Genomic DNA, 21425 nt, shown 5'->3' on the forward strand with positions numbered 1-21425 from the left:
GCCAGGCTGCGCTCAGAGCTGCTTCTCGATGTCCGCTGCAATCGCCTCGGGTTTCGTCATCGGCGCATAGCGCTTCACCACATCGCCGTTGCGGTCGACCAGGAACTTCGTGAAATTCCACTTGATGCCGCCGAGCCCGAGCAGCCCCGGCGCCTCGCCCGTGAGCCAGCGATACAGCGGATGCGCGTTCGCCCCTTTCACGTCGATCTTTTCGAACATGGGGAACGTGACGCCGTAGTTCTTCTCGCAGAAGCTGCCGATCTGCGCGGCGTCGCCGGGTTCCTGCTTGCCGAACTGGTTGCACGGAAAGCCGAGCACCGCGAGCCCGCGCGCGGCGTACTGGTCATACAGCGTTTGCAGGCCCGCGTACTGCGGCGTGAATCCGCATTCGCTCGCGGTATTGACGATCAGGAGCACCTTGCCCGTATAGCGCTCGAGGCTCACCGGCTCGCCGCCGCCGAGCGGTTGCGCCGAAAACGAATAGATCGATGTCATCTGGCTCTCCCGTGGAAAAGCGCCAGTCTACGTGAGAAAACGCGCAATTAGCACTCGACCAGACGGCTAGCCGTTCGGCCAATGCCGGCCTGAGCGCGCCCAGGCTGCGCGCCCCGGTTTAAAATAGCGCTTTCTTTCGTTTTCTTCCCGCCGGCGCCGTCGTGATCCGCTTCAACCAATTCAGTCTTGCCCGCGGCACCAAGCCGCTTTTCGAACAGACCTCGTTCACGCTGAACCCCGGCGAAAAGGTCGGTCTCATCGGCGCGAACGGCGCGGGCAAATCGACCCTGTTCGCCGTGCTGCGCGGCGAACTGCACGCCGACGCCGGCGACTTCTCGCTGCCGCCGTCCTGGCGCATCGCGCACGTCGCGCAGGAAACGCCGGCGGTCGAGCGCACCGCGCTCGACTACGCGCTGGACGGCGACGCCGCGCTGCGCGAAATCGAGGCCCGCATCGCCGCGGCCTCGGCGGCGCACGACGGCGCGGCGGAAGCCGAAGCGCACGGTGCCTTCGCCGACGCCGACGGCTACACGGCTCCCGCGCGAGCCGAAGCGCTGCTCCTCGGCCTCGGCTTCACGCTCGAGCAAACGCGCCAGAGCGTCTCGAGCTTCTCGGGCGGCTGGCGCATGCGCCTGAACCTCGCGCAGGCGCTCATGTGCCGCTCCGACCTGCTGCTGCTCGACGAGCCCACGAACCACCTGGATCTGGACGCGATCGTCTGGCTCGAAGACTGGCTGCACCGCTATCCCGGCACGCTCGTCGTAATCTCGCACGACCGCGAATTCCTCGACTCGATCTGCAACGTCACGCTGCATCTGGAGAACCAGCAGATCAAGCGTTACGGCGGCAATTACTCGCAGTTCGAGATCCTGCGCGCGCAACAACTGGCGCTCCAGCAAAGCGCCTATGAAAAGCAGCAGCGCACCGTCGCCCATCTGCAAAGCTTCATCGACCGCTTCAAGGCCAAGGCCACCAAGGCGCGCCAGGCGCAAAGCCGCGTGAAGGCGCTGGAAAAGATGGAGTTGATCGCGCCGGCGCACGCCAGTTCGCCGTTCACGTTCGAATTCCGCACGCCCGACTCCGCGCCCAACCCCATGCTCGTGATGGAAGACGTGCGCTGCGGCTATCGGGCTGAAGATGGCAGCGAAACGCCCATCGTCGAGCGCGTCACGCTCTCGATCCAGAACGGCCAGCGTATCGGCCTGCTCGGTGCGAACGGCCAGGGCAAGTCCACGCTCATCAAGACGCTCGCGGGCACGCTCGCGGCTCTCTCCGGCGAGATGGGCACGGGCAAGGGCCTGCAAATCGGCTATTTCGCGCAGCACCAGCTCGAAACGCTGCGCCCGGACGACTCGCCGCTCCAGCATCTCGCCCGTCTCGCACCCGACACGCGTGAGCAGGAGCTGCGCGACTTCCTCGGCGGCTTCAACTTCCCCGGCGAAATGGCCACGGCGCCCATCGCGCCGTTCTCGGGCGGCGAGAAGGCGCGCCTCGCGCTCGCGCTCATCATCTGGCAAAAGCCCAACCTGCTGCTGCTCGACGAGCCGACCAACCACCTCGACCTCGAAACGCGGCATGCGCTCACCATGGCGCTCGCGCAGTTCGAAGGCACGCTGATCCTCGTGTCGCACGACCGGCATTTGCTGCGCGCCACGACCGATCAGTTCATGCTGGTGGCGAAGCACCGTCTGCAGCCGTTCGACGGCGACCTCGACGACTACCGCGACTGGCTGCTGCAACACGCGGCCGAGCAACGCGCGGCGCTCAAGGAGGCCGCTTCCGGCACGGCGGATGCGGCAAATGGCGCAGGTGCCGCCGATGGCGTCAATCGCAAGGAACAGCGCCGCCAGGAAGCCGGGCAGCGCCAGAAGGTTGCGCACCTGAAGAAGCCGTTACAGGCGAAAATCGGCAAGATCGAAAAGGAAATGGATGCGCTCAACAGCGAAAAGAGCACGCTCGACGCCTTCGTCGCCGACCCGGCGAGCTACGAGCCTCAGCAGAAGAGCCGCCTGACCGACGCGATTCGCCGCCAGGCCGAAGTCGCCTCGCGCCTCGAAACGCTCGAAGCCGAATGGCTCGATGCGCACGAGGAACTCGAGCAGATCGGCTAGCGCAACGCTGCTTCACCATCGCGCCACCAGGCGCTTTCGCCAGGTATTTTCGCCAGGGAGCCACGAGTGTCGTCACCCGCCGCATTGCAGGGCCTTCGCGTACTGGATCTGACCCGCCTCTTGCCTGGGCCCGTGGCCACGTTGCGGCTCGCGGAAATGGGCGCCGATGTCCTGAAAATCGAGCCGCCCGGTGCAGGCGACGCGGCGCGCGTGATGATGCAAAGCGCAGTGGACGAAGTGGCCGCGCGCCCCGGCGCGTTCTATCGCCTCGTCAATCGCGGCAAGCGCGAAACGCGAGTCGATCTGAAGACCGAGAGCGGCCGTTCGGTGTTGTTTGCGCTTGCCCGCGACGCCGACGTGCTCGTCGAAAGCTTCCGGCCCGGTGTGATGGACCGCCTCGGCGTAGGCTACGACGCATTGCGCAAGGTCAATCCGAAACTCGTCTACTGCGCGATCACGGGCTACGGCACGACCGGCCCGTTCGCCGGCCATCCTGGCCACGACATCAACTATGTCGCCTATTCGGGCGTGCTTGACCAGTTGGCCGCGCGCGACGGCGTGCCGGTGCTGCCCAACTTCCAGATTGCCGACCTGCTTGGCGGCGCACTCAGTGCGGTCACCCAGATTCTCGCGGCGCTCTGGCAGGTGGCGCGCGGCGGCGAGGGTCGTTTCGTCGATGTTTCGATGGCGCACGCGAGCTACGCGCACAACGTGGTCGCCCAGGTCGCGCTCGCCAACGACGACGCCGCGGCGCTGCAGCCGGGCGGCGGTCTGCTCAACGGCGGCGTGCCCTGCTACAACCTCTATCGCACGCAAGACGGGCGGTGGCTCGCCGTCGGCGCGCTCGAGCTGAAGTTCTGGCAGACGCTGTGCCAGGCCCTTGGCCGCGACGACTGGGCCGAGCGGCACTGGAGTCTCGGTCAGGCAATCGGCGGCGCGGATGCCGCGGCGCTCACGCGCGAGTTGGCGGCCATTATCGAGTCGGAGTCGCTGCAGACCTGGATCGACCGTCTGGAGGCGATCGACACCTGTGTATCGCCCGTCCTCACGCCAGGCGAGGCGTCGCGCCATCCCCTCTTCAACGCCGACGTGCTGCGAGCCATGATGGACGAAATGGCCGCGAGGCAAACCCAGCAGGCCGACCCCGGTATGCAGGCAGCGCCTTTTCAGCCAGGTAGTCACCCGCAAGGTACGCATGCCGCCCAACCTGCCCGACCGGTCCAACCCGCCCAACCAGGCCAAGGCACCGACACGCCGGGCGCGCCTGGCGGCAAGAAGCCCTTCACTTACGGCCCCTGGGGCTAGTCCTCGCCGTAACCCGCATCACCCCTGAGCACAATGAAAAATGGGCGCATCGCAGCGCCCATATTTGTTTAGCGTCGCGGCAGCGTTTGCCGCGGCGACCGCTCGTCGTCGTACATGACGTACTTGCGGCCTTCCACGTGGTGCGCAATGGTGCTGCGCACTTCGGCCGCCGTCACGTCTTCCGCTACCACGCGGCGCGAAATGCGCCCGTCGCCATCGATCCACTCGACGATGCGGCACGTGCTGCCCCAAGGTTGCATGAGCGGCTCGGACACCCGGCAGCCGCGCACGACGATCGAACGACCGCCGAAGGACGTATCAGTCTGTTTCAAGTCGCTATCCTTTCCGCTCGACACGGGTTGAACACCGCGCCAAGGATAGGGAAATCGCAGTCTGAAATGGTTACAGCCGGAACCAGGGTTGTTACTAATCATTACGCGCCAGTACAGGCCTTCTGCACGTGCGCGGCGCGCTCAATCCAGTTCGCGTATCCGGTCGATCGCTTCCTCGAGGCGCTCCACCGCAATCACCTGTAAACCTTCGATCGGCTGTTTCGGCGCATTGGCGCGGGGAATCAGGGCGCATGAAAACCCGAGCTTCGCCGCTTCCTTCAGGCGATCCTGCCCGCGCGGGGAGGGTCGGATTTCGCCCGCGAGCCCGACTTCGCCAAAAACGATCAGACCCTTGGGCAACGCCTTGTTACGCATCGAAGAATGAATGGCGAGCAGCACGGCGAGATCGGCAGCCGGCTCCGTGATCTTCACGCCGCCCACGGCGTTGAGAAACACGTCCTGATCGAAGCACGCGATGCCGGCATGGCGATGCAGCACCGCCAGCAGCATGGCGAGCCGGTTTTGTTCGAGGCCGACGGCGAGGCGTCGCGGATTCGGCACGTGCGCCGTATCGACGAGCGCCTGCACTTCGACGAGCAACGGACGCGAGCCTTCCTGGGTCACGAGCACGCAGGAGCCCGGCACGCTCTGCTCGTGCTGCGAGAGAAAGAGCGCCGAGGGATTCGCCACGCCGCGCAGGCCCTTCTCCGTCATCGCGAACACACCCAGCTCGTTGACCGCGCCAAAGCGGTTCTTGAACGCGCGCACGAGCCGGAACGACGAATGCGTGTCGCCTTCGAAATACAGCACGGTGTCGACGATGTGCTCGAGCACCCGCGGACCCGCCAGGTTGCCCTCCTTCGTCACGTGGCCGACCATGATGATCGCCGTGCCCGACTGCTTCGCGATGCGCGTGAGCTGCGCCGCGCACTCGCGCACCTGCGCGACCGAGCCGGGCGCGGAAGTCAGCGCTTCGGAGTAGATCGTCTGGATCGAGTCGATGACCGCGACGTCGGGCTTCTCGGCCTCGATCGTCGCCTGGATCTTTTCGAGCTGGATCTCGGCGAGCAGTTGCAGCTCGCTCGCCATGGAGCCGGGGTCGAGCAGCGCCAGTCGTTGCGCGCGCAACGCGATCTGCGCCGCCGATTCTTCGCCGCTCACATAGAGCGCACGACGCTCGGCCGCGATTTGCGCGAGCGACTGCAAGAGTAGCGTCGATTTGCCGATGCCGGGGTCGCCGCCGATCAGCACCACGCCGCCTGCGACGAGGCCGCCGCCCAGCACGCGGTCGAACTCGCCCACGCCGGTCGTGAAGCGCGGTACGTCGGACGCCTCGATATCGGCGAGACGCCGCACCGGGGCGCTCTTCGCGAGCGACTGGAAACGGTGGCTGCTCGCCGTTTCGGCAACGCCCTCCACGAGCGTGTTCCACGCGCCGCACGCGGGGCACTGGCCTTGCCATTTGGGAGCCTGCCCGCCGCATTCGGTACATGTATACAGTGTCTTGACCTTCGCCATGCTCTTTGCCATGGCGTTATTCGGCCCGCACAGGAACACGCGGCGCAACGGCGCACATCAGCTCGTAGCCGATCGTGCCGCAGGCTTTCGCGACGTCGTCGATGGGCAGATTGTTGCCCCACAGCTCCACGCGCGCGCCCACGCCCGCGGTGTGCACTGGCGTAAGGTCGACGGTAAGCATGTCCATCGAGACGCGGCCCACCACATGCGTGAGCACGCCGTCGACGATCACGGGCGTGCCTTCGGGCGCGACGCGCGGATAGCCGTCGGCGTAACCGCACGCCACCACGCCGATGCGCATGGGCTTGCGCACCGTGAAAATCGAGCCGTAGCCGACGGTCTGTCCTTCAGCCACATGCTGCGTGGCGATGAGTTCCGACGCGAGCGTCATGGCCGGTTGCAGGCCTGTGCCTTCGAGCGCCGAGGCGAAACCCGATGGCGAAGCGCCATACAGAATGATGCCGGGGCGCACCCAGTCGAAGTGCGTCGAAGGATGCCACAGCGTGGCGGCCGAATTGGCGAGGCTGCGCGCGCCGGCAATGCCTTGCGCGCCGCGCTCGAACGTTTCCATTTGCTCGCCGACGCCGCGCGGCGTGTCGGCGTCGGCGAAGTGCGTCATCAGCGTGATCTGGCCGATGCCTGCACAGGCACGCGCACGCTCCCATGCGGCGCGGTACTTCTCCGGCGTGTAGCCGAGCCGGTTCATACCGCTGTTCATTTTGAGCTGGACGTTGACCGGCTTCGACAGACGCGCCATTTCGAGCATGCGCATCTGCTCGTCGCTGTGCACGACGGTCGTGAGGCTGTAGCGGTCGATCACGTCGATGTCGGTCGGCCGGAAGAAACCTTCGAGCAGCAGGATCGGCCCCGCCCAGCCGAGTTCGCGCAGCTTCACGGCCTCCTCGAGGTCGAGCAGGCCGAAACCGTCGGTTGCGCGCAGGCCGGGGAACGCGCGCGCAAGCCCGTGCCCGTAGGCGTTGGCCTTCACCACGGCCCAGATTTTCGACTTTGGCGCGTACTGGCGGACGACGGCGAGGTTATTGGCGAGAGCGGCGGTGTGAATCGTTGCTGAGAGGGGGCGCGGCATGGGAGATTTTTTCGCAAAGACGCTTTCGAATCAGGAGCTTACAGGGTGTTTTCAGCGCCCCGCAGGCCCGCCTGACGGGCGCTCAAGGATTGTGCTAGTCCGAATACACCTATTTTCGTGATATAAAGCCCTGCGCACAACCCATTTCGAACGTAATAAGCCCGGATGCCTCCCACCCGTCCGGGGCGGACGGACCGCAGCGAGGAAAGCATCGCATCAGATGAAAAAAGGCTTTTACACCATCATGGCCGCGCAGTTTTTTTCGTCGTTGGCCGACAATGCGCTCCTCATCGCTGCAATTGCACTGCTGAAAGACCTCCACGCCCCGAACTGGATGACGCCGCTGCTCAAGCTGTTCTTCGTCCTCTCCTACGTCGTTCTTGCCGCCTTCGTCGGCGCCTTCGCAGATTCCCGCCCTAAGGGCCGCGTGATGTTCATCACGAACACGATCAAGGTCGTGGGCTGCGCCATGATGCTGGCAGGCACCCATCCCTTGTTCGCCTATGGCGTTGTGGGTTTCGGGGCTGCGGCTTATTCTCCCGCCAAGTACGGCATCCTGACCGAGCTGCTGCCGCCTGAGCGCCTCGTCGCCGCCAACGGCTGGATCGAGGGCACGACAGTCGGCTCGATCATTCTCGGCACCGTGCTCGGCGGCGCGTTGATCAGCCCCCACATCGCGTCGCATGTGCTGCGCCATACGCCCGCCGCGATCAGCACGCCCGCCGAAGCCGCGATGGTCGTCATCATGGTGATTTACGTAATCGCCGCCCTCTTCAATCTGCGCATTCCCGACACCGGCGCACGCTACCCGCGCCAGCAGCACGGTGTCATCCGCCTCATCAGCGACTTCGCCGACTGCTTCAACACGCTCTGGCGCGACAAGCTCGGGCAGATCTCGCTCGCGGTCACGACGCTCTTCTGGGGCGCGGGCGCGACGTTGCAATTCATCGTGCTCAAGTGGGCCGAAGTCTCACTCGGCATGTCGCTCTCCGAAGGCGCTGTGCTGCAGGCCGTGGTGGCAGTGGGCGTGGCGGCCGGCGCCATGATCGCGGCCGCGCGCGTGCCGCTCAAGAAGTCGCTCTCGGTGCTGCCGGTCGGCATCATCATGGGTCTCGCGGTCATGCTCATGGCGTTCTACACGCGCCATCTCTTTCCGCCGCATTGGGGCCTGCATATCGGCCACATGCGCATTCCCGGCTACCTGATTTTTGCGTACATCTTCCTCATGGTCGTAGGCGGCCTTTCGGGCTTCTTCGTCGTGCCGATGAACGCGCTGCTCCAGCACCGCGGCCACGTGCTGCTCTCCGCGGGCCACTCCATCGCCGTGCAGAACTTCAACGAGAACCTCTCGGTGCTCGTGATGCTGTGCCTCTACGCCGTGCTCGTCTGGCTCGACGTGCCGGTGACGATCGTGATCGTGCTGTTCGGCACGTTCGTCTGTCTGATGATGTGGCTCGTGATGCGCCGCCACCAGGCGAATCAACGCTCGTTCGACTCGGTCGCGCTGATCGGCGAAAATCACAGGCATTGATGGGCGCGCCTGACCGCACACCGTCCGGCCAACACCTCTGCTGAATCGATCCTTCCCTGCGCACGCGCGGCACGTCTTGTCGACCCGGCCGCGCGCGACGCGCACCTGACGCTGCCATGACTTCACCGATTTCCAACGTTCTCACGATCGCCGGCTCCGACTCGGGCGGCGGTGCGGGCATTCAGGCCGACCTCAAGGCGTTCTCCGCGCTCGGCGCGTACGGCGCGAGCGTCATCACGGCGCTCACCGCGCAGAACACGCGCGGCGTCACCGCAATCCACGCGCCCGACGCGGGCTTCGTCACCGCGCAGCTCGACGCTGTGTTCGACGACATCCGCATCGACGCCGTGAAGATCGGCATGCTCGCCAACGCGCAGATCGTGCGCGCCGTCGCCGACGCGCTGTGCCGCCATCAGCCGCCGCGCGTCGTGCTCGACACCGTGATGATCTCGAAGAGCAATCACGCCCTGCTCGCGCCCGAAGCCGTCGCTGCGCTGCGCGAGGAGCTGCTGCCGCTAGCGGGCGTCGTCACGCCGAATCTGCCGGAGGCCGCGGCGCTGCTCGGCGTGCCGGCCGCCGCAGACGAAGCCGCAATGGTCGAGCAAGGCGAAGCGCTGCGCGCGCTCGGGGCGCAGGCGGTGCTCATGAAAGGCGGGCATCTGGGCAGCGCGGACAGCCCCGATTGGCTCATCGAAGCCGGCGGCACGCTGCGCCTGGGCGGCCCGCGCGTGCCGGTCTCGAATACGCACGGCACGGGCTGCACGCTCTCGTCTGCGATTGCCGCACTGTGGCCGCAGCGCGGGACGCTCGCAATGGCCATTGGCGAAGCCAAGCAGTATCTGACGGCGGCGCTCGAGGCCAGTGAGCGGCTCGACGTCGGTCATGGCGTCGGACCCGTGCATCACTTCTGGCGCTGGTGGTGAGCGTGCTTGCGCGCGCTTATTGACGTGCAAATGCCGCGGCGCGCGCAGGCCAGTCGTCGGGAACGATGAAGCCGCGCGACTGTTCGCGGTAGCCGCCTGCGGTGTCGGGCGTGAATGCCGCGATCAGCGCGGGCTCGTCTGGCCGGGCTAACGCATCGAGTAACGCGTTGGGGTCGACGCAGGGCGCGTCCGCCAGCCTGCGCGGCGCGAGCCATGCGAGCCTCGGCAGGACGCTCCAGCCATCGGCGGCCTGTTGCCCGGCGAACGCCGGCCAGTTCGAGCACGTCACCCACCAGCCACGCCCATGATCTGCGGTCAGCTCGGAGGCGTCCTCCACCCGTGACGGCGCCCCCTCTCCCGCCCGGTAGAAGAGCCAGCCTTTCACGAACATCTGCGCGAGCCAATGGCCTTCGTAGCCCAGCGAAGCGAATTCTTCGTGTGCGCTTAAACGCAGTTGACGGTCGCGCAGGTGCGTCAGTTTCAGATCAAAGCGATCGCGCAGATTCGGCCCGACGAATTCGGCGAGCGACGCACGTGTGTCATCGCTCGGTCCTGCGTGCAGGTAGCACTTCACCGCCAGCTCCCAATGCAGACGTTCGCCGGCCCGCGTGCGCACGAGAAAATCGCACTCGCCGAGCGTGAGCCCCGCACGGCGCAGCGGCACGTTCTGCGCGACGAGCTGCGCCGCCGGTCCATGCGCGAGAAACCATCCCAGCAGATTTTCGGCATAGCGGCCGAGGCGGTGCGTCGGCGCGGCCATGAGCGCTTCATGCAGCCGCGCCGGATCGCGATCGAGTTGCGCGAGCCAGTCGCGTGTGGCGCGCGCTTCATCGGCATCGGCGCACCATTGCGCCAATGGAGCGAGCGGTGGTTGCGCACGCAACAGATCCGCACTGAAAAGCAGCCACGCGAGATCGCGCACGGCCGGATCGGCGAGGCGATCGAGTATGTCGCGGTTCGCGCCGCTACCAGGCACACGCTGAGAACCTGCATCGTCTTGCGGCCCGCCGTCGCCCCCGGCACATTGTGCGCCGGATACGTTCGCGGGCCGCGCGGCGTTCATTGCTCGCCGCCGGACGCCGCACGCCAGGTGTCGCGGGCGAGACAGAGGTCGGTCCAGGCCTTCGCCTTGTCGTGCAGGCTGCGCAGCAAATAAGCGGGGTGATAGGTGACGATGACGGGCACGCCCTCGTATTCGTGGACGCGTCCGCGCAGCGACGCGATGCTGCCATCGGTCTTGAGCAGGCTTTGCGCCGCGAAACGCCCGAGCGCGACGATGATCTTCGGCTTCACGAGCGCCACCTGCCGCTGCAGATACGGCTCGCAGCGCGCGACCTCGTCGGGTTCCGGATTGCGGTTGCCAGGCGGGCGGCACTTGATGACGTTCGCGATATAGACGTTCTCGCCACGGGCGAGCGAGAGCGCGCGCAGCATGTTGTCGAGCAGCTTGCCGGCCTGCCCGACGAAGGGCTCGCCCTGGCGGTCCTCGTTCTCGCCGGGCGCCTCGCCGATCAGCATCCAGTCGGCCGCGCGATCGCCTACGCCGAACACGGTGTTGGTGCGTTTCTCGCACAGGCGGCAACGCGTGCACGAGGCCACGCATTCGGCGAGCGCGTCCCAGTCGAGCGTCGCGACATCGTTGCGCGGTGCGCCGTCAGCCTGCGCCGGCTCGGCGTCGTGAGGCAGAACCGGCTGGGCCACTGTGTCGAACCAGGCGAAATCTTCGTCGGTGAGGGGCGGCGGTTCGTCCGATGAACGCGGTGTGGGCGTCGATGGCGAAGCAGCGCGCGCAACGGGCTGCGGTGCTTGCGAGCGCTCCGCGGCGGCCGGGTGTATTTCGGACCGCTCCGCCGCAGCGACCGGACGATGCACGACCGGCACCACCGGCGCCGCCGGCGCCTCGGCTTGCGCGCGTGTCACCGCGGACGACGGCGCAGCGGCCTCATCTTCGCGCGCTGCTTCGAGCGGCGCAGCGGCCTCATCTTCGCGCACTGCTTCGAGCGGCGCAGCACGCCGCGCCCCTTTGCGCACCCAGCGCGGCGCGAGCCCAAGCTCCTCCAGCGCGATCTCATCGAGCGACATCCGCGCCCTCCCCTGCAAAAGAAAAACGCATCACGAGTGCGTCCTCGCGGCTGTGGTGCCGGGCCGGATAGTAGTTCTTGCGGCGGCCGATCGTGACGAAGCCGAACTGTTCGTACAGCCGGATTGCCCGGTGATTCGAAGGCCGGACTTCGAGCAGCAGGCCTTCGAGCCCCTGCGTGCGCGCAATGCGCACCGCCTCGCGCAGCATGGCGAGCCCCGCGCCCGCGCCCTGCGCCTGAGGCGCAACACACAGATTCAGCAGATGCATCTCGTCGACCACGGGCATCAGCACGCAATAACCGATCAGCGTGCCGGTGACATGGCGCATGCACAGCCCGTAGTAGCCATTGCGCAGCGAATCCTCGAAGTTGCCGCGCGACCACGGAAACTCATAGGCGGAACGCTCGACGATCGCGACTTCGTCCAGGTCGCTTTCGGTCATCGGCGACAGGTAGCGGTCGGTCATGAGCACGCCGCTCATTGCGCGCCCTCTCCGCCTGCGCCACCGTGAGCGGCAGCCTTCGCGGCCAGGCGCTCGGCCGTGGTCTGCGCGACCTTGTTGCGCACGTATTCGGGCGCAGCCTGGTCGGCGGGTTGCGTGTGGCCCGCGCGATACGCGCGCAACGCCGCGTGCGCCAGCGGCAGCGCGTGCGGGAGCGCCTCGGCGTCGATCGTGCGCGCGGCGGCGGCGGCCGTCAGGCGCGCGCCGAACGCTGCGGCGGCGTTGCCCGCCAGCGTGAACGGCGCGTCGGGCGCGGCGATATGCTCCGGCGAGTCGAGCGATGCGGCCTGCAGCGTGCGCCAGTCGCCGGCTGCGGCATCCCACGCGTAGTCGGCCCAGTAGGCTTCGTCCATGCGCGCGTCGAGCGCGGCCAGCACGCGGGTCGCGGCGGGATCGCGCAGCCTCGCGCTCTCCGCACACACGAGCAGCGTGCCCACGGGCACCACCGGGATATCGAGGCCGAACGCAAGCCCTTGTGCCACGCCCGTCGCCGTGCGCAGCCCCGTGAAGGAGCCCGGGCCCGCGCCGAACGCGATCGCGTCGCAGTCGGCGAGCGTGAGGCCGGCTTCGTCGAACAATTCGCCAATGGCCGGCAGGAGCCGCGTGCTGGAGACGGCACCGGTGGCTTCGTGGCGCACCCAGACGCTGACTTCCGAGCGCGACGCGGTAGCAGCCTCGCCGCCGGTAGAGGGAGAAAGATCTGCGCCGCCAGGGGCGACGCGAAGCAGCGCGACCGAGCAATATTCGGTCGAAGTATCGAGGGCAAGCAGCACGGTTTCGGTCATGAGCGCTATTGTAATGCCCCGCCCTCCGCGCGGGCCCAGGGCTCTCGCCAACCGGCGGATGCACAAGGGTCAGGCGTCATGGCCTCCTCTGGCCCACCCGTGCCCGGCACGAGTGGAGGAATCGCTCCAGCTTTTCCGGGGTTTGCGCTGCTACCATCGGCGCGCTGACCTGAACCACTATGCGGAGGAAACAATCATGAGCGACGTGAACACTCAGTTCGCCCAAGCCCAGCAAGACGTGCAGCAACTGCCGGAGCGCCCCGGCAATCTGACGCTGCTGCGCCTCTATGCACTCTTCAAGCAGGCCACCGAAGGCGACGTGCACGGCGACAAGCCCGGCTTCACGGATATCGTCGGCAAGTACAAGTACGAAGCGTGGGCCGCGCTGCAAGGCACCGCGCAGGAAACGGCCAGGCAGCAATACGTAGAATTGGTTGAATCGCTCAAGAGCGGCGCCACGAGCTGAACGCGCGCAACTGACAAGGCGCGCGTGACGAGTTGAGGCGCCCCGCCCACTGCGTCACACCGCCGCACCCGTGCCCTCGCGGTGTGTCGCTCTGGCGCGTCGCAACAAAACGAGATATACTGCGCGCTGCGTTGTGCTCCGGTCGCTCGTTCGATCAGCACAACGCCTCGTAGCGTTAAGCTCCAATCCAGTTTAGAACCTGTCCCCCCCTGCCATGGCCCTTTTTTTGGGGCCGTCAATATCAGGCTGGCGGCTGGCCAATCCCGGCCTGAGCCGCACCCAAAACAGCTTCTAACGAAAAATCCGCCATTGTGTGCGGATTGCCCCCGTTTTTCGATTTGTTCGCAAAATCCGACGACTTGGGTATGCCGATTGGCGCCGACGTTCTATTTCCTGTGTAACAAGGATTTTCATGACTTCGAGCAATACCCAAAGCCCCCTGGACGCAATCGCCGATCAGGCCCTCGGTCTTTCCGCCGCCGCCGACGCTTCCGTTGAAGCCCCCGCGCAGGCCGCCGATGTGACCGACGGTGCGGCGTTCGCGGCACTCGGTCTGTCGCCGGAGATCGTCTCCGCGCTGATCGCAGCGGGCTACAAGGCTCCGACGCCGGTGCAGGAACGCGCCATTCCTGTCGCCATCGCCGGACGCGACCTGCTGGTCTCGAGCCCGACCGGTTCGGGCAAGACCGCAGCCTTCATGCTGCCCGCCATCGAGCGCTTCGCGCAGATCCAGAAGGCCCTGGCCGCCCAGCCGCGCGAGCCGCGCCCGCAAGGCGCGAACGGCCCGCAAGGCGATCGCCGCCAGCGCCGTCCGCAACCGGTGGCACGCCCCGGTCTCCTCGTCCTCACGCCCACGCGTGAACTCGCGATGCAGGTGACCACGGCTGCTTCGACGTACGGCAAGCACCTGCGCCGCCTGCGCACGGTCAGCATTCTCGGCGGCGTGGCTTACGGCCAGCAGCTGATGCTGCTCGCAAAGAACCCCGAGATTCTCGTGGCGACCCCGGGCCGTCTGCTCGATCACCTCGAGCGCGGCCGCATCGACCTGTCCGAACTCAAGATGCTCGTGCTCGACGAAGCCGACCGCATGCTGGACATGGGCTTCATCGACGACATCGACACGATCGTCGCCGCTACGCCCGAAACGCGTCAGACGATGCTGTTCTCGGCCACGCTCGACGGCAAGATCGCTTCGATCACCGGCCGCCTGCTGAAGGACCCGGAGCGCATCGAGATCGTGCGCAAGGTCGAGGCAGCCTCGAACATCGCGCAAACCGTGCACTACGTGGACGACCGCGATCACAAGGATCGTCTGCTCGACCATCTGCTGCGCGACGAGAGCCTCGACCAGGCTGTCGTGTTCACGGCGACCAAGATGGACGCTGACCAGCTCGCCGGCAAGCTCGCCGACGCTGGCTTCGAAAGCGCCGCGCTGCACGGCGACCTGCCGCAAGGCGCGCGTAACCGCACGATCCGTGCGCTGCGCGAGCGTCGCGTGCGCGTACTCGTCGCGACCGACGTCGCGGCGCGCGGTATCGACATCCCCGGCATCACGCACGTGTTCAACTACGACCTGCCGAAGTTCGCCGAAGACTACGTGCACCGTATCGGCCGTACCGGCCGTGCCGGCCGCTCGGGCACCGCGGTGAGCCTCGTGCATCACGCCGAGCAAGGCGCCCTCAAGCGTATCGAGCGCTTCGTGCGTTCGCCGCTGCCGGTGAACGTCGTGGAAGGCTTCGAGCCGCGCAAGGCGCCGCCGGCCAACCGTGGCTTTGGCGGCCGCGGTCGCCCGGGTGGCGGCAATGGCGGTGGCCGTCGCTTCGGCAACGGTAACGGCAAGCCGGGTGGCTACGGCGCCCGTGGCGGCAATGGCGGCAACGGCGGCGAGCGCAACGGCAACAGCTGGGGCAACAAGCCGGAAGGCTCGCGCGGCGGCTACGGCGCCCGCGAAGGCGGCTACAACTCGGGTTCGCGTGAAGGCGGCTTCGGCGGCGGCTCGCGCGGCGAAGGTAACCGCGGCGGCTACGGCCAGCAACGCGAAGGCTACGGCCGCTCGCGCGAAGGCGGTGGCGGTTACGGCGCGCGCCGTAACGACGGCCCGCGTGGCGCGCGTCGCGACAGCTAAATCGCCTAAAACGGCGTGGCGCGGCCTTCGAGCCGCCCCGCCGCCACAGCGAAATACCCAGGACCGGTGCTTAGGCACCGGTCTTTTTTTATCTCCGCGCAGATTTCACGATGTGAAAAATTTTTTTGCTTCGTAAAAAATCGTGCTGCGTGGCACAAAGGGACCCATTGCAAGATGGAAAATTGCGTTTCACATCACAAAACAAATTGCATAACACATTGATTTTGTTTAAATAAAAAACCTCCAAAAAGCCCATTGCCCGCCTGTTGCCCGTCGATCGATTTGCCTAGACTCTTATATAAGAGTTCGCGAAACGAAACACCAGAACACCGGCGCTTGCGTTTCGCGATTCAGCGGTTCAGCAGTTTCGTTTCAGCGATCCCCTTATCAGGCAAACGAAGGAGCCCACCATGTCGACTCGTCAACAGCAAGCTCAGCAACTCCAACAGCAATGGGAAACCGATCCGCGCTGGAAGGGCATCAAGCGCAACTACACGGCGGAAGACGTGGTGCGCCTGCGCGGCTCGCTCCAGCCGGAGCACACGCTCGCGAAGCACGGCGCCGAAAAGCTCTGGAAAGGCGTGAACACCGAGCCGTTCATCAACGCACTGGGCGCGCTCACGGGCAACCAGGCCATGCAGCAAGTGAAGGCCGGTCTCAAGGCGATCTATCTCTCGGGCTGGCAGGTCGCGGGCGACGCCAACCTCGCCGGCGAAATGTACCCGGACCAGTCGCTCTACCCGGCCAACTCGGTGCCGCAGGTGGTCAAGCGCATCAACAACACGCTCACGCGCGCCGACCAGATCCAGTGGTCCGAAGGCAAGAACCCCGGCGACGAAGGCTACGTGGATTACTTCCAGCCGATCGTGGCCGACGCGGAAGCCGGCTTCGGTGGCGTGCTCAACGCGTTCGAACTGATGAAGGCGATGATCGAAGCGGGCGCCGCGGGCGTGCACTTCGAAGACCAGCTCGCCTCGGTGAAGAAGTGCGGCCACATGGGCGGCAAGGTGCTCGTGCCGACGCGCGAGAACGTCGCCAAGCTCACCGCCGCGCGTCTGGCCGCCGACGTCTGCGGCGTGCCGACCGTGCTGCTCGCCCGCACCGACGCGGAAGCCGCCGACCTCGTGACCTCGGACATCGATGATAACGACCGCCCGTTCCTCACCGGCGAGCGCACCGTCGAAGGCTTCTTCCGCACGAAGAACGGCCTCGAGCAGGCCATCTCGCGCGGTCTCGCCTACGCGCCGTACGCCGACATGATCTGGTGCGAAACGGGCAAGCCGGATCTGGAGTTCGCGAAGAAGTTCGCGGAAGCGATCCACAAGCAGTTCCCGGGCAAGCTGCTCTCGTACAACTGCTCGCCGTCGTTCAACTGGAAGAAGAACCTCGACGACGCGACGATCGCCCGCTTCCAGCGCGAGCTGGGCGCCATGGGCTACAAATTCCAGTTCATCACGCTCGCGGGCTTCCACTCGCTCAACTACTCGATGTTCAACCTCGCGCACGGCTACGCACGCCAGAACATGAGCGCGTTCGTGGAACTCCAGCAGGCCGAGTTCGCCGCCGCCGAGAAGGGCTTCACCGCCGTGAAGCATCAGCGCGAAGTGGGCACCGGCTACTTCGACGCCGTGACGCAGACGGTCGAGCGCGAAGCGTCGACCACGGCGCTGCACGGCTCGACGGAAGACGAACAGTTCTTCGACAAGAAGGTGGCGTAAGACCACCGGCAGCAACGGCGGCGCCAGCCGCCGCGCTCGAACAGGCGGCCGGCACGCGTACCTTGGCGGGGCGCGCCGGCCGCCTGGCGACGCGGCACGAGCGCATGCCGCAGGGCGTTCAGGGAGGAAGCGGTAGAGGACACCGGCCGCGCGTGCTGGACAGAATCCGGCCCGTGGCTCGCTCAGCCAACGCAGCGGGCGAGCATGGCCTCGTGCTTCATCGCGAAACCTGGAAAAGCGCCAGCTAGCGATACACGATCACCGGAATCTTCGTATGCGTAAGCACGCGCTGCGTCTCGCTGCCGATCAGCAGGCTGCCCAGCCCGCGACGCCCGTGCGAGGCCATGAAGATGACATCGCAGCCGCCCGCTTCGGCGGCTTCGATGATGCCGAGATACGGCGAGGGATGCACGCTCGTGCGGCTGTCGCAGACCACGCCCGCGCTACGCGCCGCCGCCTCGATTTCGTCCAGATGCACTCGCGCCTCTCGCTCACTGCGCGTCTGGAAGTCACCGGGCGGCTCGATCACCACGTCGGCGTAAGGCGAGTACGGATATTGCGGCAGGCATGCGTAGGCCGTGACGCGCGCGCCCACTGTGCGCGCGAGATCGATCGCGCCGTTGATCGCTTTCTTCGACAGTTCCGAGCCGTCCGTCGGAACGAGGATGTGCTTGAACATGGCGCCCTCCGTGGTCTATCGGATTACGGGCAAGGCTAGAATCAAAGTCAAGGTTCGAAACGGGGGGCAAAGACTCAGCAGGCGTCTCGCGCGGGCGAGCGCCTGGGCCCTCAGGGTCGATTGTAGTGCGCGATAAATCGCTGCAAGCCATGCGTGCGGGTCATCCCGGATATCGGAAACGCGCACTGCGCCCTATCCCCAGTAACCGGGTTGACCGTAGGTATGCTTGAGATAGTCGAGAAAGAGGCGCACGCGCAGCGGCAGATGGCGGCGCTGCGGAAACACGGCGTGAATGCCGATGGGCGGCGCGGCGAATGCGTCGAGCACGCTCACGAGCCGGCCCGCCGCGATGTCCTCGCCGACTTCCCACCACGAGCGCCATGCCAGACCGTGGCCCGCGAGACACCACTCATGCAGCACGGCGCCGTCCGAGCATTCCATCGTGCCCGCCACGCGGATCGACACCACTTTGCCGTCCTGCTGGAACGCCCAGCCGCGCTGCTGGTTCAGGCTCGCGCCGAAAGCGAGACAGTTATGGCGCGCGAGGTCGGCGGGCGTTTCGGGCTCGCCGCGGCGCGACAGATACGCGGGCGCCGCCACGCACACGCGGCGGTTCTCGCCGAGCTTGAGCGACACGAGAGACGAATCGGGCAATTCGCCCAGGCGCACGGCGCAGTCGAAGCCTTCGTTGACGAGATCGACGAGCCGGTCCGAAAGATCGAGCGCGATGCTCACGTCCGGATGCGCAACCGTGAAATCGGGCACGAGCGGCGCGACATGGCGACGCCCAAAACCAGCCGGCGCGGACACGCGCAGGTGCCCGCTCGCCTTCACGCCGCCCTCGGACACACTCGCCTCGGCGTTCTGCATGTCGTGAATGATGCGCTGGCAGTCCTCGAGAAACGCCGATCCTTCGAACGTGAGCGTAATGCGCCGCGTGGTGCGCACGAGCAGTTTCACGCCGAGGCGCTCTTCCAGCGCATCGATGCGCCGGCCGATGATGGCGGGCGCCACGCCCTCGGCCTGGGCGGCGGCGGACAGGCTGCCCTTGGCGGCCACGGTGACGAAAGTCTCGATCTGTTTGAAGCGGTCCATCGGTGGATGCTGCGCGCACTGGGCGACAGAAACAGTGGAAAAGAGAACGCAGGTCGACAGATTAGGTGGGTAAAAGTAAAAGATCAAGTGATCAATCCCGCCTTTTTCAGTGATACGACTCATGAATACAATCGACCTCGACCTCTGAAGATGGAGTGCAAGGCTATGTCGGCCACAACGACACCCTCAACGACACGATTTCCCAAGGCAGTTGTTTTCGACGCGTACGGCACGCTTTTCGACGTGCATTCGGTCGTCGCTGCCGCCGAGCAGATGTTCCCCGGCCAGGGCGAGGCGCTCTCGCAGCTGTGGCGCCTGAAGCAGATCGAGTACACGCAGTTGCGCACGCTCTCCGACCCGGCCGGCGCGCGCTATCGCCCGTTCTGGGACATCACGCTCGACGCCCTGCGCTACGCCGCGCGCCGCCTGAACCTGTCGCTCACGGGCGCGGGCGAAAAGCGCCTCATGGACGAATACGCCTGCCTGTCGGCTTTCCCCGACGTGCTGCCCGTGCTGCGCCGCCTGCGTGAGCCACGCGAAGACGGCACGCGCATGGGCCTGGCGATCCTCTCGAATGGCAACCCGCAGATGCTCGACATCGCGGTGAAGAGCGCCGGCATGAGCGGCCTCTTCGACCACGTGCTGTCGGTCGATGCCGTGCGCGCCTACAAGCCGGCCGCCGCCGCGTATTCGCTCGGCTCGGCCGCCTTCGACGCCGCGCCACGCGACCTCGTGTTCGTGTCGTCGAACGGCTGGGACGCCGCGGGCGCCGGCTGGTTCGGCTACACCACGTTCTGGATCAATCGCCAGCGCTTGCCCGCCGAAGAGCTCGGCGTGGCGCCGCATGGCACCGGCAGCGGCATGACAGAACTCGCCGCCTTTCTCGAAACCGCTGCGCCCGAGCGGCAAAGCCGCCCTCGCCCCAGCCCGGGCGCGTGACAGACACGCCGCTCGCCGCAGCCACAACAACCACACATTCACAATCTGACCGACCAAGGAGCAAGCAAATGGCGAACACGTTGCAACTGCCGCAAGGCATGCAGATCACGGCTGACATCCGGCCCGGCTTCGAAACGATCCTCACGCCCGAAGCGCTCGAACTCGTCGCGAAGCTGCACCGCGCATTCGAGCCGCGCCGCCAGGAACTGCTGAAGGCACGCGTCGAGCGCACCAAGCGCCTCGACGCCGGCGAGCGCCCCGACTTTCTTGCCGACACGAAATCGATCCGCGAAGGCGACTGGAAGATCGCGGCGCTGCCGAAGGATCTCGAATGCCGCCGCGTGGAAATCACGGGCCCGGTCGAACGCAAGATGATCATCAACGCGCTGAACTCGGGCGCGGACTCGTACATGACTGACTTCGAGGACTCGAACGCGCCGAACTGGGAAAACCAGATCGTCGGCCAGCTCAACCTGAAGGACGCAGTGCGCCGCACGATTTCGCTCGAACAGAACGGCAAGACCTACCAGCTCAACGACAAGACCGCCACGCTGATCGTGCGTCCGCGCGGCTGGCACCTCGACGAGAAGCACGTGACGGTGGACGGTCAGCGTGTGTCGGGCGGCATCTTCGACTTCGCGCTCTATCTCTTCCACAACGCGAAGGAACTGATTTCGCGCGGCAGCGGCCCGTACTTCTATCTGCCGAAGATGGAAAGCCACCTCGAAGCGCGCCTGTGGAACGACGTCTTCGTCGCGGCGCAGGAAGGTGTGGGCATCCCGCGCGGCACGATCCGCGCGACGGTGCTGGTCGAGACGATCCTCGCCGCGTTCGAGATGGACGAAATCCTCTATGAACTGCGCGAGCACAGCTCGGGCCTGAACGCCGGCCGCTGGGACTACATCTTCTCGGCGATCAAGAAGTTCAAGAACGACAAGGACTTCTGTCTTGCCGACCGCGCGCAGATCACGATGACCGTGCCGTTCATGCGCGCCTACGCGCTCGAACTGCTCAAGACCTGCCATAAGCGCAACGCACCGGCGATCGGCGGCATGAGCGCACTCATCCCGATCAAGAACGACGCAGCCGCCAACGACAAGGCCATGGGCGGCGTGCGTTCGGACAAGGCGCGTGACGCGACCGATGGCTACGACGGCGGCTGGGTTGCGCACCCGGGCCTCGTGCCCATCGCGATGGAAGAGTTCGTGAAGGTGCTCGGCGACAAGCCGAACCAGATCGGCAAGCAGCGCGCGGACGTGAACGTCACGGGCAAGGATCTGCTCGACTTCCGTCCGGAAGCGCCGATCACCGAGACGGGCCTGCGCAACAACATCAACGTGGGCATCCACTACCTCGGCTCGTGGCTCGCGGGCAATGGCTGCGTGCCGATCCACAACCTGATGGAAGACGCCGCGACCGCCGAAATCTCGCGCTCGCAGGTGTGGCAGTGGATCCGCTCGCCCAAGGGCAAGCTCGAAGACGGCCGCAAGGTCACGGCCGAACTCGTGCGCGAACTGATCCCGCAGGAGCTGGACAAGGTGAAGGCGTCGGTCGGCGGCGACACGAAGCCGTACGAGCGCGCAGCGCAGATCTTCGAACAGATGTCGACGTCGGAAAGCTTCGTCGAGTTCCTGACGCTGCCGCTGTACGAAGAGATCTAATCGTTCGGTACGTCTAACGAATCGCCGACGAATAAGGCCCGGCGGGTGTGAGCCCGCCGGGCCTTGGTGTT

At 66.1% G+C, this 21425-nt stretch carries 19 protein-coding genes; 9 read left to right on the forward strand and 10 right to left on the reverse strand.

Features of this window, described 5'->3' with window-relative positions:
- Positions 1 to 12: 12 nt before the first annotated feature.
- Positions 13 to 495, reverse strand: a complete 483-nt coding sequence (locus tag AB3X99_RS17570) for a glutathione peroxidase (RefSeq protein WP_069265605.1) — start codon at positions 493 to 495, stop codon at positions 13 to 15.
- A gap of 161 nt (positions 496 to 656) precedes the next feature.
- Here AB3X99_RS17570 and AB3X99_RS17575 point away from each other — a divergent pair, with 161 nt between their 5' ends.
- Positions 657 to 2606 (forward strand): ATP-binding cassette domain-containing protein, encoded by a 1950-nt coding sequence (locus AB3X99_RS17575; RefSeq protein ID WP_368617644.1) that lies wholly within the window; start codon positions 657 to 659, stop codon positions 2604 to 2606.
- A 66-nt stretch (positions 2607 to 2672) separates the two neighbouring features.
- Complete coding sequence (locus AB3X99_RS17580) at positions 2673 to 3911, forward strand: CaiB/BaiF CoA transferase family protein (protein ID WP_368617645.1); 1239 nt, start codon at positions 2673 to 2675, stop codon at positions 3909 to 3911.
- A 68-nt stretch (positions 3912 to 3979) separates the two neighbouring features.
- Here the strand turns inward: AB3X99_RS17580 and AB3X99_RS17585 are convergent, their stop codons facing one another.
- The 3 genes from AB3X99_RS17585 to alr form a co-directional block, all read right to left on the reverse strand.
- Positions 3980 to 4243 (reverse strand): DUF2866 domain-containing protein, encoded by a 264-nt coding sequence (locus AB3X99_RS17585; protein WP_042265827.1) that lies wholly within the window; start codon positions 4241 to 4243, stop codon positions 3980 to 3982.
- 141 nt (positions 4244 to 4384) lie between these two features.
- On the reverse strand, positions 4385 to 5761 hold the full coding sequence (radA, locus tag AB3X99_RS17590; RefSeq protein WP_069265603.1) for a DNA repair protein RadA: 1377 nt from the start codon (positions 5759 to 5761) through the stop codon (positions 4385 to 4387).
- A gap of 16 nt (positions 5762 to 5777) precedes the next feature.
- Entirely contained in the window at positions 5778 to 6848 is a 1071-nt protein-coding gene (gene alr / locus AB3X99_RS17595; protein WP_368617646.1) for an alanine racemase, read from the reverse strand.
- 220 nt (positions 6849 to 7068) lie between these two features.
- Here alr and lplT point away from each other — a divergent pair, with 220 nt between their 5' ends.
- Complete coding sequence (gene lplT, locus AB3X99_RS17600; protein ID WP_069265601.1) at positions 7069 to 8379, forward strand: lysophospholipid transporter LplT; 1311 nt, start codon at positions 7069 to 7071, stop codon at positions 8377 to 8379.
- A gap of 116 nt (positions 8380 to 8495) precedes the next feature.
- Positions 8496 to 9302, forward strand: coding sequence for a bifunctional hydroxymethylpyrimidine kinase/phosphomethylpyrimidine kinase (gene thiD / locus AB3X99_RS17605; protein WP_368617647.1), 807 nt, complete (start codon positions 8496 to 8498; stop codon positions 9300 to 9302).
- Positions 9303 to 9318: 16 nt separating this feature from the next.
- Here the strand turns inward: thiD and AB3X99_RS17610 are convergent, their stop codons facing one another.
- The 4 genes from AB3X99_RS17610 to tsaB are packed head-to-tail and all read right to left on the reverse strand — an operon-like array spanning position 9319 to position 12671.
- Complete coding sequence (locus tag AB3X99_RS17610; protein WP_368617648.1) at positions 9319 to 10365, reverse strand: DUF1853 family protein; 1047 nt, start codon at positions 10363 to 10365, stop codon at positions 9319 to 9321.
- Entirely contained in the window at positions 10362 to 11384 is a 1023-nt protein-coding gene (locus AB3X99_RS17615; protein ID WP_368617649.1) for a uracil-DNA glycosylase family protein, read from the reverse strand. The genes AB3X99_RS17610 and AB3X99_RS17615 overlap by 4 nt, the downstream gene beginning before the upstream one ends.
- A complete protein-coding gene (gene rimI, locus AB3X99_RS17620) occupies positions 11371 to 11865 on the reverse strand; it encodes a ribosomal protein S18-alanine N-acetyltransferase (RefSeq protein WP_069265597.1) in 495 nt (164 codons plus the stop codon). Before rimI ends, AB3X99_RS17615 begins: the two co-directional genes overlap by 14 nt.
- Positions 11862 to 12671 carry a tRNA (adenosine(37)-N6)-threonylcarbamoyltransferase complex dimerization subunit type 1 TsaB gene (gene tsaB / locus AB3X99_RS17625; RefSeq protein ID WP_368617650.1) on the reverse strand — a complete coding sequence of 270 codons (810 nt, stop codon included), beginning with the start codon at positions 12669 to 12671 and terminating at the stop codon, positions 11862 to 11864. The genes rimI and tsaB overlap by 4 nt, the downstream gene beginning before the upstream one ends.
- 196 nt (positions 12672 to 12867) lie before the next feature.
- Here tsaB and AB3X99_RS17630 point away from each other — a divergent pair, with 196 nt between their 5' ends.
- The 3 genes from AB3X99_RS17630 to aceA all read left to right on the forward strand — a co-directional run bounded on the left by AB3X99_RS17630 (position 12868) and on the right by aceA (position 16980).
- Positions 12868 to 13137 carry an acyl-CoA-binding protein gene (locus AB3X99_RS17630; RefSeq protein WP_028204087.1) on the forward strand — a complete coding sequence of 90 codons (270 nt, stop codon included), beginning with the start codon at positions 12868 to 12870 and terminating at the stop codon, positions 13135 to 13137.
- Positions 13138 to 13549: 412 nt separating this feature from the next.
- Positions 13550 to 15262, forward strand: a complete 1713-nt coding sequence (locus AB3X99_RS17635) for a DEAD/DEAH box helicase (RefSeq protein WP_368617651.1) — start codon at positions 13550 to 13552, stop codon at positions 15260 to 15262.
- 410 nt (positions 15263 to 15672) lie between these two features.
- Positions 15673 to 16980 (forward strand): isocitrate lyase, encoded by a 1308-nt coding sequence (gene aceA, locus AB3X99_RS17640; RefSeq protein ID WP_342945852.1) that lies wholly within the window; start codon positions 15673 to 15675, stop codon positions 16978 to 16980.
- Positions 16981 to 17224: 244 nt separating this feature from the next.
- Here the strand turns inward: aceA and AB3X99_RS17645 are convergent, their stop codons facing one another.
- Both AB3X99_RS17645 and AB3X99_RS17650 read right to left on the reverse strand, forming a co-directional pair.
- Positions 17225 to 17659, reverse strand: coding sequence for a universal stress protein (locus AB3X99_RS17645; protein WP_069265593.1), 435 nt, complete (start codon positions 17657 to 17659; stop codon positions 17225 to 17227).
- A 192-nt stretch (positions 17660 to 17851) separates the two neighbouring features.
- Entirely contained in the window at positions 17852 to 18754 is a 903-nt protein-coding gene (locus tag AB3X99_RS17650; protein ID WP_069265592.1) for a LysR family transcriptional regulator, read from the reverse strand.
- A 165-nt stretch (positions 18755 to 18919) separates the two neighbouring features.
- Here AB3X99_RS17650 and AB3X99_RS17655 point away from each other — a divergent pair, with 165 nt between their 5' ends.
- Positions 18920 to 19693 (forward strand): haloacid dehalogenase type II, encoded by a 774-nt coding sequence (locus tag AB3X99_RS17655; RefSeq protein ID WP_069265591.1) that lies wholly within the window; start codon positions 18920 to 18922, stop codon positions 19691 to 19693.
- A 68-nt stretch (positions 19694 to 19761) separates the two neighbouring features.
- Positions 19762 to 21354 carry a malate synthase A gene (gene aceB / locus AB3X99_RS17660; RefSeq protein WP_368617652.1) on the forward strand — a complete coding sequence of 531 codons (1593 nt, stop codon included), beginning with the start codon at positions 19762 to 19764 and terminating at the stop codon, positions 21352 to 21354.
- Positions 21355 to 21425 lie beyond the last annotated feature (71 nt).

Source organism: Paraburkholderia sp. BR10882 (assembly GCF_040948855.1).
Lineage (GTDB): Bacteria > Pseudomonadota > Gammaproteobacteria > Burkholderiales > Burkholderiaceae > Paraburkholderia > Paraburkholderia nodosa_A.